The organism is Cognatishimia activa (genome assembly GCF_026016445.1).
Taxonomy (GTDB): Bacteria; Pseudomonadota; Alphaproteobacteria; order Rhodobacterales; family Rhodobacteraceae; genus Cognatishimia; species Cognatishimia activa_B.
The window spans coordinates 46880-62395 of sequence record NZ_CP096147.1; the positions used below are offsets into that span (position 1 = coordinate 46880).

The following is a 15516-nucleotide window of genomic DNA, read 5'->3' on the forward strand; positions in this document are numbered from 1 at the left end:
GGCTGGGTTAGATTAGAATTTGCGGGATAGGGCCAGTAGCCCCAAATATCGTCCGGAATAAGTCCAGTTGAAATGCATACAGGTATTCCTCCGATTCCCCGCACAGGCATGCTTTTTGTTATTTTTGAGAATAAATGACACTTTTAGTCTCAAAAGTCAACAATACTGCGTAAGCTAATTTGATTGGCAGGCTATGAAAATTGCGAGAACCGCGCTGCTAATTGTAACAATATGTTGGCGCTATTGCCGCAGCGTGTCCGCAATTATCTGGATTCCTTTCGGAATTCGTTCACTTGGAATGGATGAATAGGCCAATCGGTAGTATTCGCGCGGTCGATTTTGCCCAAAGAAAAACGGGCGTCCGGGCTCTATATAGACCCCTTTCGATTTGAGCTCTTCAGCTAAGGTTTCCGTATCTGTGCCTGTTGGCGCACGCATCCAAAATGAGCTTCCGCCATGCGCGCCTTGGCCTGCAATTGAAAGGCCCGTTTCCTGAATTGCTTCCTGCATCGCTTCGCGGCGTTCTTTAAGGGCGATTCTCTGACGGCGAATCGAGGCGTCGTAGTGACCAAGCGACAGGAAATAAGCCGCTGTTCTCATCGTGTGTCCGGGAGGGTGGCGCAAAACCGATGCCCTTAGCGCGCGCGCTTCGCGGATGAAGCTCTCTGCCCCAACGAGATAGCCTAGCCGCAAACCGGGAAAGATCGATTTTGAGAAACTGCCGACATAAATAACGCGCCCGTCCTTGTCCAAAGACTTCAAAGCAGGTGACGGGGCATTGAGGAATGACATTTCAAATTCGTAGTCATCCTCAACGATCAGAGCATCCAGTTCTTTTGCTCGGGCCAAAAGTGCTTCGCGCCGGGCCATGGGCATAGTGGCGGTCGTCGGGCATTGATGGCTTGGTGTCGTGAAAATCACGTCAGTTTCAGCTGGAATGGCATGCGGTGGAAGCCCATCTCGATCAACGGGCAAAGGCACCAAGTGGCAGCGTGACTGCATCAGAATATCGCGCAGAGCATGGTAGCAAGGGTCTTCGATAGCCGCTGTTCTGCGCTGGGTTAGGAGAACTTGCGCAGTCAACCACAATGCATTTTGCGCGCCAACCGTGATCAAAACCTCTTCTGGCCTCGCGACAATCCCGCGCCGAGGAAGCGTGTGACGCACGATAAACTCGACGAGGCGCTCATCTTCTAGATCGCAATAATCGGTTGTGAGTGCAGCAAAGTCCTTTTGACCAAGAGCCTGAATCGCGCAGAGGCGCCAATTGGCATGATCAAAGAGACTGATGTCTGTCTGTCCGTACACAAAGGGGTAGCGATATTGCGCCCAGTCCAGGGGTTTTCTTGGAGTATCTCCTCCCGAAAACTTTCGTCCAATCGCGCGACTCCAATCTACTGTGTCGCCGCTTTGACGCACGGCTTCAAAGGGAGGGGGCTCGGGTGCGTTTTCGGACACGTAATAGCCAGAACGACCGCGTGAACTGAGGTAATCATTTGCCAATAGCTCTGTGTAGGCCAGAGTCACTGTGATGCGGCTGACGCCAAGATGCATTGCCAGCTTCCGAGTCGAGGGTAGTTTTTCTCCCTGCCGGAATCGGCCCGACAAGATCCCTTCCGCAATCATCTGTTGGATTTGCGATTGCAGCGTTCCCTGGAACTGCGGGTTCAAAAAGAACGTATCTACGGAAATGGACATGCCTTGCGTGCTCGCTGGACTGGTCGTGGTGGAATTCTGGCGCTATCAAAGCGCGATTTCATATTCAGAGCAAATTCACGGATTTGCAATCCGTATGAGAATTCGGCCCGTCCTTGTCTCGAAAAACCGAGAAATTGTATCGAGTGTCATTGTAGAAGCGACACTAACAACTCTGATTTCTTGGGCCATTCCGACTTGATGAACGAATAGATAGCGACATCTTGCGGCTGGCTATCTTTGCCGAGTTTCTCGCCACGTAGGGTGCCGTCGAGAGAGGCGCCAAGCGCTTCAATACGTCGACGGTGCGCTGCTTTGCTGGCGAGGCAGGGAAGTTGCACGGTGTTTGCACCTGCCACTTCGAAACCATATGTCATCAGCATGACCATCATCTCGATGAACACTCCCGACTCATCCGTGTTCATCCAGAGGTTGTCCATGACAAGTTTCTTATGGGCACGGTCAATTTGGGAGAAGCCAACCCAGCCCAACAATCGAGCATCCTGAGATTGAATGGAATAGGTGAGAGATTGACCATCAGCCTGCCGCTCCAGCCAATAGGATATTTCATCCTGCATGGCGTGCCGAACGGGGAGGCGGCAACCTTCTGGGATGTGGGATCCACTGCAGGTTGCTTGCGCGAGTTGCGCCGCGTGTCCATGGGACAACGGCAAAAGGGTCAATCGAGACCCGCACAGTTTACGCGGACTTGGCCACATATTGAATAACTCGCAAATAAAAACGGCCCGCAGCAGAACCGCGGGCCGGATTGAACGATGTCTTAGCCAAAGACTTTGGTCAGTGCTTTATCAACGGCATCTGTGATGGCGTCGATCTCGGCTTCGGTGGAGATCAGGGCTGGGCTGAAGCAAAGTGTGTTATTGCGGCCAGGCAAAGAACGGTTGGTCGCACCGATCAGAACGCCTTCGTTCGCACATTCTGCGATGACTGCACCAACTTTGGACTCATGCACTGGTTCTTTGGTTTCACGATCTTCAACCAGTTCTGCGCCCTGGAACAAGCCACGACCGCGAACGTCACCAATGATGGAATGCTTTTCCATCAGTGCTTTGAGGTTTGCGTTCAGACGCTCACCCATCTTGGTGGTGTTTTCCAACAAGCTTTCATCTTCGATGATACGCATGTTTTCAAGCGCCGCCGCAGGGCCCGCCGTGCAGCCACCGAATGTAGAGATATCGCGGAAGTAGTTCAGCGGATCAGAGGCATCGTCTTTGAACATGTCGAAGACTTCTTCAGTGGTAACCATAACAGCAATCGCCGCGTAGCCAGATGCAACGCCCTTCGCCATTGTTACGAAGTCAGGTTTGATGCCAAAGTGCTGATAGCCGAACCACTCAGTGCCAGTACGACCGACACCACAAACAACTTCGTCGATGTGCAGCAATACATCGTACTTTTTGCAGATTTCTTGAACGCGTGGCCAGTAGCCTTCAGGCGCCTCAATAACGCCGCCACCGGCAGTGATTGGCTCTAGGCAAAGCAGGCCTACAGTTTCTGGACCTTCACGCAGGATGACATCTTCAATCAGGTTTGCTGCAGCAATGCCGAATTCCTCGCCAGACAGATGCTCCAGACCGAGCTCGTGCTTACGGTACTCCATGCAGTGTGGAACTTTCACGAAGTCAGGGGCGAATGGACCGTATTGTGCGTTGCGCTGCTCGTGGCCACCAGCAGACATCGTTGCCAGTGTGGAGCCGTGATAGTCGCGGTCGCGATACAGGATCTTAGTCTTCTTGCCGCCGTACTTCTTGTGTGCGAGCTGGCGCACCATTTTGAACACCTTCTCGTTCGCTTCGGAACCAGAGTTGGTGTAGTAGGCGCGGGACATGCCTGGCATCTTGTCGATCAGCTTTTCAGCGAACAAAGCACCAGGGATAGAACCAGCGGTTTGAGCGAAATAGCAGATTTGCATCAGCTGGTCGCGGACGGCATTCGCGATTTCTTCGCGGCCGTAGCCTACGTTAACAGTCCAGACACCGCCAGACACGGCATCAATATACTCTTTGCCATTCTGGTCCCATACGCGCATACCTTTGCCTTCAACGATGATACGAGGATCACCGGTTTCATATGGTTTATGTTGGCTCAGGTGGTGCCAAACATTTGCCTTATCAGCAGCGACAACCTTGCTGAGGTCATTGTCTTTAAAAGCGCCGTCCATTTTGAACACCCTTAGAAATAGGCGTCATCGTGACGCCAAACGTGAAATTGAGACCAGAGACTCCGATCAGTTGATTTCAGTATTCTGCTTGGAATCTAGGCGCCCACAATAGGGCCAGATGACTCTGTGTTTATGTCCAAAAAAATCGATCAAGGCACCGTAGATTTTCTGAATCGTGAAGTAACTCAATGAAAATAAAAGTGTTTTATTCGTGTCCGTAAATTTATTCGAAAACTCAGAAATTCTCATTTATCGCGTTTTGGTCGAAAAAAAAGTTGATCGTAGAGCGTTTTTCCGTTCCGATCAGACTCATTGGGGACAAAAGTCCGCAATTCTAGAGATAAGGCCACTCATAAGGTCACCTAGATTCCAAGGTCGCTGGTTTACATGGCGATCCAATCACACGGGAGAAATATAAAGATGACTTTCAAAACCAAATTCGCTGCTTTAGCGACCTCTGTTGCGATGCTCACAGGTGCTCAGGCCGCGATGGCAGAGGAAATCACCGTGGCGTACTTCCTGGAATGGCCAATGCCTTTCCAATACGCCAAGGAAACTGGCATGTATGACGAAGCGCTTGGCGTGAAAGTCAACTGGGTGTCCTTTGACACTGGTACGGCGATGAGTGCTGCTATGGCAGCGGGTGACGTTCAACTGTCTGTCAGCCAAGGTATCCCACCGTTCGTTGTGGCAACCTCCGCTGGCCAAGACCTGCAAGTTCTTGATGTTGCTGTGTCCTATGCGGACAACGACAACTGTGTCGTACGCGCGGACCTTGAAATCGACAAAGACAGCGCCGGCGAACTGGCGGGCAAAAAAGTCGCGGTTCCTTTGGGTACAGCTGCGCACTATGGCTTCCTGAAGCAGATGGAGCACTTCGGCGTGTCTCTGGACAGCCTTGAAATCGTAGACATGGCGCCTGCAGAAGGCGAAGCTGCGCTGAGCCAAGGCTCTGTCGACATGGCTTGCGGCTGGGGCGGGGCTCTGCGTCGTATGTTTGACTCCGGTAACGTCCTGCTGACAGGTGCAGAAAAGACAGCACTCGGCATCCTGGTATTTGACGCAACGACTGCGCCGACTTCCTATGTTGCTGAAAACAGCGACCAGGCTGCGGCATTCCTAGCCGTGACTGCAGCTGCAAACGCAATGTGGGCTGACGAAGCCAACCGCGCGAAAATGCTGCCAGTCATCGCGAAAGACGCAGGTATGAGCGAAGATGATGCTGCATCTACATTGGCAACTTTTGAGTTCCCAACAGTTGAAGCACAGCTGAGCCAGTCTTGGCTGGGTGGCAACGCGGCATCCTTCATGAAAGGTGTTGCAGACGTATTTGTGGCATCCGGTTCCATCGATGCGGCGAAAGCTTCCTATACTGACAACGTGAACGCTGATCCGCTGTCTGCGGCTCAATAATCACCCTTTAATGGGGCGCAACGCTGCGCCCCGCATCTACGTCGCCCGGTCTGCCGGGCGACTCACCTTTTTACGAAGGGAATTCGGGTGTCTGAATTACTAATCGATAACATCTCAATGCGATTTGACCTGCCCAACGGCGGTCATGTTCAAGCGTTGCAGAATGTCACGCTGGATATCAAATCCGGCGAACTCATGAGCGTACTTGGCCCATCAGGTTGTGGTAAAACAACGTTGCTCAACATCGTTGCGGGTTTTCTGGCCCCAACGGAAGGCCAGATTAAGCTAAACGACCAAGTGGTGACCGGCCCAAGCCCAGAACGCGGTATGGTCTTTCAGCAGGGTGCGCTGTTTGAATGGATGAACGTGCGCGATAACGTCTCTTTTGGCCCTGACATGAAGGGTGTGAGCCGCGCTGAAAGCAAAGAAAAGGTTGAACACCTGCTAGAGGTCGTTGGCCTGCAGGACTTCAAAGAAAAAGCGATTTACGAGTTGTCAGGTGGTATGCAGCAGCGTGTTGCGCTGGCGCGTTGCTTGGCGAATGACCCAGACGTCATCCTGATGGACGAACCTTTGGGTGCACTTGATGCGTTGACCCGCGAAAAGATGCAGAGCCTTGTTCTGGATCTGTGGAAAGACACCGGTAAGACGATCATTCTGATCACCCACTCTGTTGAAGAAGCTCTGCTGCTTGGTGAACGCCTGTTGGTTATGGCTCCGCGTCCAGGCCGTGTACATAAAGAGTACCGCCTGCCGTTTGCGGATCTTGGTGTTGGTAATGATTTGCGCGAAGTGAAGAAACACAAGGATTACGCCGGAACGCGTGAAGAAATCCTAGAAATGATCTGGAACATGGAAGAAGAAATCATGGGCCGGACGGAGGAAAACGCATGACCGGTTTACTCGTACTTCTCCTATATGTTGCTGCCTTCTTTGGGTCCTTTGTTATCGCAAAGCGGGTCTACAAAAGCGCCTTTGAAAAGAAAGGCTTCAACAAGCTGAAAACCGTGACTTTCGGCGACGAAAGCGCGATCACAGCCAACCGCGTTGCGTCGGTTGTATCGGTAATCACTGTCTTCTGGCTTTGGGTTGCTTTCACCAACTCTGCAATTCCTTTGCCAAAATTCCCAGGCCCATTCTCTGGCGATATGACGTTTACCTACACAGCGCAGCTGGAAGATGGCACCAAGGATGATGCCACCGTGACAGTGCGGGTCTATCGCGAAGACATTCAGCAAACCGTTGATGCAGACGGAAATCCTGGTCGCGAGCCAGCTCCGGCTGAAGTTGAGCTAGGTGATGGTTTTGCGAAGAATGATACGCTAACCGTCGCGCGTTATGGCTTTAAGGTTGTGAACGTCTGGTCAAATGACGAAGTCTCCAAGAAAGACGGATCAACTATCGTTGCAATCAACGGCGAGCCTATCCAACCGGGTGAGAAAATCACCGTGGATGAAGGTACGCTTGGTCTGACAGACAAAGGTTCTCCGACCTTTGCACCTGCAACTGGGTTCCGTATGGCGCGTCTATACCTGCCAGCCCCGGAAGTCGTGTTCCAGCGTTTCATCTGGCTGAATAAAGAAGGCTATCAAGGTTATACGCTGCTAGAGCACACTCGTTACTCGCTTCAGCGTGTTCTGCTGGGCTTCCTTCTTGGTGCGTTGATCGGGGTTCCGATTGGCTATGCCATGGGCTTGACCGGATGGGCACGCGGTTGGTTCGACCCAATTGTCGAATTCATGCGTCCAATTCCACCTCTGGCGCTGATCCCTCTGATCATCATCTGGTTTGGTATTGGTGAGACAGGCAAGATCGTTCTGCTCTTCCTCGCTGCCTTGTGGATTATGATTATTGCAGCACGATCGGGTGTGTCCGGCGTTGCGATCTCCAAAGTGCATGCGGCCTACTCGCTGGGCGCATCCAAATGGCAGATCCTGTCTAAGGTCATCGTTCCAAACTCGCTACCTGACATCTTCACCGGTGCGCGTGTGGCCATGGGTGTTTGTTGGGGTACTGTTGTTGCGGCTGAACTGGTTGCGGCAAACGTGGGCCTCGGCAAGATGATCGTCACCGCGTCCAAGTTCCAGCTGACCGATATCATCATCGTCGGTATCATCGTGATCGGTGTGATCGGCTTTGCGATCGAAGTTGGCATGCGAGCTCTGGAAAACTGGCTCATCCCTTGGAAAGGTAAAGTCTGATCCAAAGGGTCATAAGAATTGCGAAGGGCGGTCCAATGGGCCGCCCTTTTCGTTAATGCATTTGTGGGAGTAATTATTTGGTAAGAATAAGTTTTCCAGCGCGTGTAATGCGCAGTGTGTACATCTGATCGTTCAGGACGATGCGTGCCAGACCGTTTTCGCCAGTGATTTGCTGAGCGTCCAAAACAGGGGTGTCGTTAAATAGTTGGGAAATTGGCGTCTGAATGTTCATTTTTGAATCCTCTCGCTGACTTGATTTATTTCTGACTAAATTAGTCAGGTGAGTCAATACCTGATTTTATTAGTCGGAAATAAAGAGGCCAGCAAAAACCCAGCCGGGAGGGCAGGGTCGTTTGCTTTGAAATTTAGCTGACTATCATCGATAGAGCAGAGACTGCCCGTTGCTGAATAGATGAACCTTGGATGGATCCGCTGTCAGTGTCAGCTCTTTGCCGCGCAGATCACGATGGATGCCTGGGAGTTTCGCAATCACTGTATCCGTATTCTGGCTAGAGCTCGGTGCTTCGAAGTAAAGTTGGGTCACCTCACCCAGAGCTTCAACAATCGAGACCGTATCTTTGAAGGCGTAGTTATCATCATCAGTCGCGACCAAATCTTCGGGTCGAATTCCAACATTCACCTTGCGGCCTTTGTCTTCTGGGAGGGTCGGGATGTTAGAAGTGAATGTTCCATTACCGTCTTCTGTCTTAACGGTTGTGACGTCACCTGTTTCAATGATTTCACCGGCCAGGAGGTTCATTGACGGCGATCCAATGAACTGCGCCACAAACTCGTTTTCCGGGCGCTCATAGAGATCAAGCGGTGTGCCAACCTGCGCAATGCCTTTGTTGGCCAGGACTACGATGCGAGTTGCCAGCGTCATGGCTTCAACCTGATCGTGAGTCACGTAGATCATTGTGCTCTCTGGCATCGCCTCCTTCAGCTGTGCGATCTCGATCCGAGTGGCTACGCGTAGCGCAGCGTCGAGGTTGGAGAGCGGCTCGTCAAACAGATAAACCTTTGGATCGCGTACAATTGCGCGACCAATGGCGACCCGCTGGCGTTGCCCCCCTGAAAGCGCCTTTGGCAGGCGATCAAGATATTCATCCAGCTGCAGAACTTTCGCTGCCTTGGTCACTGCCTCGTCGATCTCGGCAGCGGATTTCTTCGCAAGTTTCAGGGCGAAAGCCATGTTGTCGCGCACCGTCATATGCGGGTAGAGCGCATAGGACTGGAACACCATCGCGATGCCGCGCTGGGCGGGCGGCATGTCGTTGACATACTGCCCGTCGATTTCCAGTGAGCCGCCGGTGATCTGCTCAAGCCCCGCAATCATGCGCAGCAAAGTGGATTTGCCGCAGCCTGATGGGCCGACAAACACCACCAGCTCTCCGGGTTCGATGTCGAGATTGATGTTGTTCAGAACATTGACGTTGCCGCCGTAGGTCTTCTCAACATTTGTAAGTTTCAAACCAGCCATGCTGCCCTCCCTAGTCCTTCATCGCAACAAGCGGTTGCCATGCTTCCAGTGTCGCTTGACCAGTCACAACAGACGCACCGCCCAGCTCTTGTGCAATGGACGTCCAATTGCCGTGAGGCAGCGAAACCTCAGCAGGTGCATCGCTCAGGTTGAATGCACAGAAAATCTGAGTGTCTCCGTCGCTGCGGACAAAAGACAGTACATTCCCTGTTGCTTTTGGTGGCGTGTGTGCCCCTGTCCGCAAAGTCGCGTGGGTCTGACGCAATGCAATCGCGTGGCGATAGAAATGCAGCAAGGACGCTGGGTCCTCTTCCTGATTGGCGACGGCGTTACTCAGATGCTCTGGGCTTACCGGCAACCAAGGCTGGGACTGTGTGAAGCCCGCAGTGTCATTGGATTTCTCCCACACCATTGGTGTACGGCAGCCATCGCGTCCTTTGAATTCGGGCCAGAACTCGATCCCATATGGGTCTTGCAGGTCTTCAAAGGCAACGTCTGCCTCTGGCAGGCCAAGTTCTTCACCCTGATAGATGCAAGCGGACCCCCGCAGACACATCATCAAAGTGATCATCATTTTCAGGCCATCTTCGTTGAGCTCCCAGCGTGAGGCGTGGCGTTGCACGTCATGGTTTGAGAATGCCCAGCAAGCCCAGCCATCAGCGGCCACGCCATCAACTTTGTTCAGCACCTCTGCAATTTCAGTGGCTGTTGGGCGGTTGTTGGCGAGGAATTCGAAGGCATAACACATCTGCATCAGGTCATTGCCCGCAGTGTATTCGCCGAGAATTTCCAAGCCACGCTGCGCGTCACCCACTTCTCCAACTGCTGCCGCGCCATAAGGGTCCATGACCGCACGCAGCTTGCGTAGGAACTCGAGGTTTTCGGGTTGGTTTTTGTCGTAGAGGTGTTCTTGGTGATTGTACGGGTTCACCTGCGGCGCAATCGTTGAATTGCGATCCTCCTCTGCGAGTGGAGGGTTGCTGCGCAAGCGCGCATCGTGGACGTAGAAGTTGATCGTATCGAGACGGAAGCCGTTCACACCGCGTTCCAGCCAGAAACGTGCCACGTCCAGCAGGGCGTTTTGCACATCCGGGCAGTGGAAGTTCAGATCAGGCTGAGACGCAAGGAAGTTATGCAGATAGTACTGCTGGCGACGCCCGTCCCATTGCCACGCCGGGCCACCAAAGATCGACAACCAGTTGTTTGGCGGGTTCCCATCTGGCTTTGGATCAGCCCAAACGTACCAATCAGATTTGGCATTGTCTTTGGACACGCGGCTTTCACCAAACCAAGGGTGCTGGTCACTTGTGTGGCTCAGCACGAGGTCAATCATCACCCGCAGACCCAGATCGTGGGCGCGCGCAACGAGCGCGTCAAAATCGGCGAGCGTGCCAAACATCGGATCGACATCGCAGTAATCACTGACGTCATAGCCGAAGTCTTTCATCGGAGAGGTGAAGAAGGGCGAAATCCAGATGGCGTCGACGCCAAGGCTTGCAACGTGAGGTAAGCGTTCGGTGATACCTTTTAGATCGCCGATGCCATCGCCATTACTGTCCTGAAAACTACGCGGATAGATTTGATAAATCACCGCTCCGCGCCACCAGTCGGCGTCTGCTTTCAGGGATGCAATGTTGGACACATTGGACATGATGTTCATTCTCTAACCTTGTTATTTTACGGAGCCGGCGAGCATGCCGCGCACCAGATATTTCTGCATTGCGAAGAAGACGATCAGCGGGACGATGATCGAGACAAAGGCCGCTGTTGCGAGGATTTCCCAATTGCCGCCACGGGTGCCTAGCAGTTCGATAATCTGCTTGGTCATCACGGTGGTTTCCCCGGTCGAGTCGATCAGGAACACAAGAGAAACAAGCAGGTCGTTCCACGTCCAGAGGAACTGGAAGATCGCGAAGCTCGCCAGCGCTGGGAAGCTTAGGGGGAGGATAATCTTAATAAAGATCTGGAATTCAGTGGCGCCATCGACACGCGCATTCTCGATGATGTCGCGCGGAAGCCCGACCATGTAATTGCGCAGGAGATAGATCGCCATGGGCATGCCGAACCCGGTATGGGCCAGCCAGACGCCAATGTAGCCTTTCCCGATGCCAATATCATTGTGCAGCTTCAAAAGCGGGATCAGCGCGAGTTGCAAGGGCACAACCAGTAGGCCAACAACGGCGGCGATCAACAGCGCACGTCCCGGGAAGTCCATCCATGCCAGCGCGTAGGCCGCAAAGGCCGCGACAAGAATTGGGATGATCGTCGCGGGAATGGTCACCGTCAGCGTGTTGATAAACGCCTTTGCCATACCGTCGATATTGTTCGGGTCAAAAACCACCGTGTAGTAGTTGTCGAAGGTGAACTCTGGCGGAACTTCGGCAGTGATGAAGATACGCTGACCGCGGCTGCCACCAAACTCTTCGGTATTTTCCATGCGATATGTGCCGTCCGCATTCAGCGTAACCGTGCCCCCACGGCGCAGTTCAGCAACCTCGCCTGGAACGAAGGCATCCACAGCTCGGGAAGAAATGCCCCAAGTTTGGATTGCGGGACGTTCATCGCCTTCAAAAATCTGTCCTTCGATGACGTATAGCCCGTCGATTTGCACCTGTGTATCAGGCGCAGCGGCGCGCTGGGTGAAGGTCTGCTCTTGCGCAAAGAGAGACTTCCACCAGCCGCTGGTTGCGATCTGGTCCGCGGTGCGGAAGGAGGAGACAAAGAGCCCGATGGTTGGCAGTAACCACGCGATCACCAAGACCGCGACGGAGATGTGTACCGCCCAGACCAGCGAGGATTTTGTGCCAGCTATATTATTCATTAGCGCATCTCCTTGCGGGCGTTGCGGATGTTCCAAACAAGGATCGGTGTCACGAGCAGCATGATGATCATCGCGCTGGCTGACCCGACGCCCCAGTCATTGGCGCGGAACATTTTGTCGTACATGTAGTTGGCAAGAACCTGCGTCTCCCATTGGCCGTTGGTCATTGCAAACACGATGTCAAAGACCTTGAGGACAATGATGGTGATAGTTGTCCATACCACCACGATGGTTCCCATGATCTGCGGGACCTTTATCTTGAAGAAAACCTGGAAGGGGTTTGCGCCATCCACGATTGCGGCCTCTACCGTCTCTTCCGGGATGCCGCGCAGGGCCGCGGATAGGATCACCATGGCAAACCCAGTTTGAATCCAAATCAGGACAGCCATCAGAAAGAAGTTATTCCAGAACGGAAGCGTCAGCCATGTCTGCGGCGCGTCTCCCCCAAAGAAGAGGTAGATGGCATTCAGAAGGCCAATCTGATCGGAACCTTCTGGACGTGTGTCGTAGATCAATTTCCAGATCACAGCCGCGCCGACGAATGAGATGGCCATCGGCATAAAGATCAAGGATTTAGCGATATTTCCCCAGCTGATCCGGTCGGTGAGCTGCGCGGCCAACAGACCAAATCCGGTCGAAGCTGCAGGCACAACAATCAGCCAAAGCATGTTGTTCCGCATGGCTTCCCAGAATTTCTCTTCGCCCAGCATTTGAGTGTAGTTTTCAAATCCAACCCAGATGTTGCCGCTTGAGGTGCGTTCGGTCACGGATAGCCAAAGCGTCGCGAACACCGGGTAGGCCAGGTAAAGGCCTAGAACGAATAGGGCAGGGAAAAGGAACAGCCACGGGCGGATGAGGTTCGCACGGTTGATATTGCGACCTGCGTTTGGCCCGCGTGGCGGAAAGAGCACTTTGTCCAAGAACAGGTTCGATAGGAAAAAGTAGCCGATACAGGCGCCAACGCCGAGGGCGATGGTCAGAATGCCCAGAATTGCTGGATGCATGGTGATGCCTCTCGAAGGGGTATGGCCTAAGCGGCCTAGGGGTGTGCGACCCAACTCTAGGGTCGGGTCGCACGTGCGGGCAACGCTTGGTTGCCCGCTGGAAGGGTTACTTCAATGCGTCCCAGCTCTCTTGGATTGCGGTTGCAGTTTCTGCAGCGGTCTTTGTGCCTGCAGAATAATCCACCATACCTGTCCAGAAGCTGCCAGCACCCACACCGCCTGGCATCAGGTCTGAGCCATCAAAGCGGAAAGTGGTCGCGCCCAGCAGGATTTCACCAAGACCACGCAGAGTGTCGTCTTTGTACGCGTCCAGATTCACGCCGTTGTGTGGTGTCAGGAAGCCGGTCTGCGCCATCATGATTTCATGCGCGAGAGGCTGTTTGAAGAAGTCCATCAGGGCTGAAGTCGCATCAGATGGATCAGTGATCGCCATCAGGGTGCCGCCACCCAGAACCGGGTTGCCGAGGTCTTTGCTTTCGTAAGATGGCATGTAGAAGAAATCAGTGTCGACACCAAATTCAACGTCTTCAGGGAAGAAGGCCGGAACGAAAGACGCCTGACGGTGCATGTAGCACTGAGGAGGAGAGGTGAAGAGGCCCTTCGGGCTGTCACGGAAGTCGGTTGTGCCAACAGCACCCGCGCCGCCTGCGACTTTTGCATCATCACGCGCAAACCAGCCGAACTCTTCGATCGCGGCTACAACGCGTGGATCGTCAAACGGAATGTCGTTTGTGGTCCATGCATCATATACATCAGTCGGCTGTGTGCGCAGCATCAGGTCTTCCACCCAGTCAGTTGCCGGCCAGCCAGTCGCCGCCCCAGAACCCAGGCCGATACACCATGGCACTTCACCGTCTGCAACGATCTGTTCGGTCAGGGCTTTCAGCTCTTCCATGGAGCCCGGCACGTCATAGCCTGCATCTTCAAAGTTTTCTGGGCTGTACCAAACCAGAGACTTAACGTTGACGTTATAGAAGAAACCATATGCTTGATCAGCGCCATTTGCATCCGCGTATGTGCCCAGATCAACCCAAGACTGGCCCGCCGCGTAGTTGTCCGCAACCCAGTCACCCATGCCTTCTGGTAGGGGATACAGTTGGCCTTTAGACGCCATAACGGCTGCCAGACCCGGCTGCGGGAAGACCGCGATGTTTGGCGCAGAGCCTGCTTCCGCGTCGATCACGATCTGCTGCTCAAAGGAATCAGAGCCTGTGTAGACCGCTTTCGCGCCGGTTGCGGCTTCAAAATATGCGAGCGCATTCTGGAAGTATTCGTTTTCAGGTGCCAGCCATGGACCGAACACGGTGACGGTTTGACCGGACAGGTCAGGCGCGGCCTCAGCCCAAGCATTATATGCATCCCAGCTGAATGGTCCCTCGCCTGGCGCAAATGCCAGGTGCCCATCAGCCATCGCCATATTGGCCGCCAGTGCCGCCGGGGCAACTGCCAACATCAGATTTTTCATGAATGATCCCTCCCTAGGATTACATGCTAGCTTCCGCGCTTGCAATTTATTCAAAGCGCTTTGGATGGCGCTAACATGTCAAATGAATCGACGAAGAGTCAATAATCATTTCAAAAAACCTTAGAAACATATCCTTATGGTCAAGTTTTTTGAGATTTTTCTTTGACGATTTTGAAACTCTGATCTATGCCTTTATAAAATTTGAAAGCGCTTTGGGTGAAAAATGAACCTTAAACAACTGTCAGAACTGCTGGGTTTGTCCCAAACGACAGTGAGTCGTGCGCTGAACGGTTACCCTGAGGTGAATCAAAAGACGCGAGAGCGTGTCATGGAGGCTGCCCGCCAGCATGACTACCGCCCAAACACGCGCGCCAAAGGACTGGCGACCGGGCGATCCATGGCGATAGGGCATATTATTCCGATTTCGACCAAGCATGAGATGGTAAACCCTGTTTTTGGTGATTTCATCGCTGGGACCGGGGAAACCTATTCCCGAAATGGTTACGATATGGTTCTTTCCGTCGTGCCGGATCAGGATGAGGAAAAGGCCTATCGAGACCTGCACCGCAAAGGCACGGTTGATGGCGTCATCGTGCATGGGCCACATATGGATGACTTCCGTATTCCCTTGCTGCTGGAGCTCGGCCTTCCCTTTGTTGTTCATGGTCGAGCCTCAAATATAGAGCGACCCTATAATTGGGTTGATGTGAACAATTATTCTGCCTTCCGGCGAGCGACAAATTTCTTGCTCGATCTGGGGCACAAGCGGATCGCTTTGATCAATGGCCTAGAGAATATGGACTTCGCCTACCGTCGGCGTAGGGCATTAGAATCAGCCCTGCTGGATCGCGGTGAGACGCTCGACACAAGTCTGCTGTTTCAGGGAGAAATGACAGAGGCTCTGGGCCATGATTGCATGCGCGAAATGCTCACCATGGCAAACCCACCCACAGCAGTGCTGACTTCTTCGATGATCACGGCAATCGGTGTGCGGCGCGCGATTGATGAAGCTGGGCTCAAGATGGGTAAAGATGTCTCGGTGATCACGCACGACGACGACCTCGGATACCTGAACAACGGTATCGATGAACCGCTCTTCACAGCGACGCGGTCATCCGTCCGCGCCGCGGGCCGACGTGCGGCTGAAATGCTGCTTGATGTGATCGAAAAGGGTGGTGACACCAAGAAAACAGAATGGTTGGAGGCGGATTTGATTGTTGGCAAATCAACCGGGCCGGCTCCGCAAAGGGGATAA

General features: G+C 53.3%; 13 protein-coding genes. 4 read left to right on the top strand and 9 right to left on the bottom strand.

The window, feature by feature from the left end; translation table 11 throughout:
• Positions 1–240: 240 nt before the first annotated feature.
• The 3 genes from M0D42_RS00215 to M0D42_RS00225 form a co-directional block, all read right to left on the bottom strand.
• A complete protein-coding gene (locus M0D42_RS00215) occupies positions 241–1698 on the bottom strand; it encodes a PLP-dependent aminotransferase family protein (protein WP_265019617.1) in 1458 nt (485 codons plus the stop codon).
• A 146-nt stretch (positions 1699–1844) separates the two neighbouring features.
• On the bottom strand, positions 1845–2414 hold the full coding sequence (locus M0D42_RS00220) for a GNAT family N-acetyltransferase (RefSeq protein ID WP_265019618.1): 570 nt from the start codon (positions 2412–2414) through the stop codon (positions 1845–1847).
• 62 nt (positions 2415–2476) lie between these two features.
• On the bottom strand, positions 2477–3877 hold the full coding sequence (locus tag M0D42_RS00225; protein ID WP_265019619.1) for an aspartate aminotransferase family protein: 1401 nt from the start codon (positions 3875–3877) through the stop codon (positions 2477–2479).
• Between the two features lie 420 nt (positions 3878–4297).
• Between M0D42_RS00225 and M0D42_RS00230 the strand changes: the two genes are divergently transcribed.
• The 3 genes from M0D42_RS00230 to M0D42_RS00240 all read left to right on the top strand — a co-directional run bounded on the left by M0D42_RS00230 (position 4298) and on the right by M0D42_RS00240 (position 7491).
• Complete coding sequence (locus M0D42_RS00230; protein ID WP_265019620.1) at positions 4298–5290, top strand: ABC transporter substrate-binding protein; 993 nt, start codon at positions 4298–4300, stop codon at positions 5288–5290.
• 117 nt (positions 5291–5407) lie between these two features.
• The gene (locus M0D42_RS00235) at positions 5408–6184 is read left to right on the top strand and encodes an ATP-binding cassette domain-containing protein (RefSeq protein WP_419195966.1); all 777 of its coding nucleotides are present in this window, start codon (positions 5408–5410) and stop codon (positions 6182–6184) included.
• Positions 6181–7491, top strand: a complete 1311-nt coding sequence (locus tag M0D42_RS00240; RefSeq protein ID WP_265019622.1) for an ABC transporter permease — start codon at positions 6181–6183, stop codon at positions 7489–7491. Before M0D42_RS00235 ends, M0D42_RS00240 begins: the two co-directional genes overlap by 4 nt.
• Before the next feature lie 73 nt (positions 7492–7564).
• On the opposite strand, the gene hemP is transcribed toward M0D42_RS00240, so the two are convergent.
• The 6 genes from hemP to M0D42_RS00270 all read right to left on the bottom strand — a co-directional run bounded on the left by hemP (position 7565) and on the right by M0D42_RS00270 (position 14261).
• Complete coding sequence (hemP, locus tag M0D42_RS00245) at positions 7565–7723, bottom strand: hemin uptake protein HemP (protein ID WP_265019623.1); 159 nt, start codon at positions 7721–7723, stop codon at positions 7565–7567.
• A 144-nt stretch (positions 7724–7867) separates the two neighbouring features.
• On the bottom strand, positions 7868–8971 hold the full coding sequence (locus M0D42_RS00250; RefSeq protein ID WP_265019624.1) for an ABC transporter ATP-binding protein: 1104 nt from the start codon (positions 8969–8971) through the stop codon (positions 7868–7870).
• A gap of 10 nt (positions 8972–8981) precedes the next feature.
• Positions 8982–10631, bottom strand: a complete 1650-nt coding sequence (locus M0D42_RS00255; RefSeq protein WP_265019625.1) for an alpha-glucosidase — start codon at positions 10629–10631, stop codon at positions 8982–8984.
• A 12-nt stretch (positions 10632–10643) separates the two neighbouring features.
• A complete protein-coding gene (locus tag M0D42_RS00260; protein WP_265019626.1) occupies positions 10644–11792 on the bottom strand; it encodes a carbohydrate ABC transporter permease in 1149 nt (382 codons plus the stop codon).
• Positions 11792–12796, bottom strand: a complete 1005-nt coding sequence (locus tag M0D42_RS00265; protein ID WP_265019627.1) for a carbohydrate ABC transporter permease — start codon at positions 12794–12796, stop codon at positions 11792–11794. The genes M0D42_RS00260 and M0D42_RS00265 overlap by 1 nt, the downstream gene beginning before the upstream one ends.
• Positions 12797–12902: 106 nt before the next feature.
• Positions 12903–14261, bottom strand: coding sequence for an ABC transporter substrate-binding protein (locus M0D42_RS00270; RefSeq protein WP_265019628.1), 1359 nt, complete (start codon positions 14259–14261; stop codon positions 12903–12905).
• 223 nt (positions 14262–14484) lie between these two features.
• Here M0D42_RS00270 and M0D42_RS00275 point away from each other — a divergent pair, with 223 nt between their 5' ends.
• Positions 14485–15516: a LacI family DNA-binding transcriptional regulator gene (locus M0D42_RS00275; protein ID WP_265019629.1), complete on the top strand. Its 1032-nt coding sequence runs from the start codon at positions 14485–14487 to the stop codon at positions 15514–15516.

Coding starts and splice junctions, on each gene's coding strand:
- M0D42_RS00225 (WP_265019619.1), bottom strand. CDS start 3,877: ATGGACGGCGCTTTTAAAGACAATGACCTCAGCAAGGTTGTCGCTGCT.
- M0D42_RS00250 (WP_265019624.1), bottom strand. CDS start 8,971: ATGGCTGGTTTGAAACTTACAAATGTTGAGAAGACCTACGGCGGCAAC.
- M0D42_RS00215 (WP_265019617.1), bottom strand. CDS start 1,698: ATGTCCATTTCCGTAGATACGTTCTTTTTGAACCCGCAGTTCCAGGGA.
- M0D42_RS00230 (WP_265019620.1), top strand. CDS start 4,298: ATGACTTTCAAAACCAAATTCGCTGCTTTAGCGACCTCTGTTGCGATG.
- M0D42_RS00240 (WP_265019622.1), top strand. CDS start 6,181: ATGACCGGTTTACTCGTACTTCTCCTATATGTTGCTGCCTTCTTTGGG.
- M0D42_RS00255 (WP_265019625.1), bottom strand. CDS start 10,631: ATGAACATCATGTCCAATGTGTCCAACATTGCATCCCTGAAAGCAGAC.
- M0D42_RS00235 (WP_419195966.1), top strand. CDS start 5,408: ATGCGATTTGACCTGCCCAACGGCGGTCATGTTCAAGCGTTGCAGAAT.
- M0D42_RS00270 (WP_265019628.1), bottom strand. CDS start 14,261: ATGAAAAATCTGATGTTGGCAGTTGCCCCGGCGGCACTGGCGGCCAAT.
- M0D42_RS00260 (WP_265019626.1), bottom strand. CDS start 11,792: ATGAATAATATAGCTGGCACAAAATCCTCGCTGGTCTGGGCGGTACAC.
- M0D42_RS00275 (WP_265019629.1), top strand. CDS start 14,485: ATGAACCTTAAACAACTGTCAGAACTGCTGGGTTTGTCCCAAACGACA.
- M0D42_RS00220 (WP_265019618.1), bottom strand. CDS start 2,414: ATGTGGCCAAGTCCGCGTAAACTGTGCGGGTCTCGATTGACCCTTTTG.
- hemP (WP_265019623.1), bottom strand. CDS start 7,723: ATGAACATTCAGACGCCAATTTCCCAACTATTTAACGACACCCCTGTT.
- M0D42_RS00265 (WP_265019627.1), bottom strand. CDS start 12,796: ATGCATCCAGCAATTCTGGGCATTCTGACCATCGCCCTCGGCGTTGGC.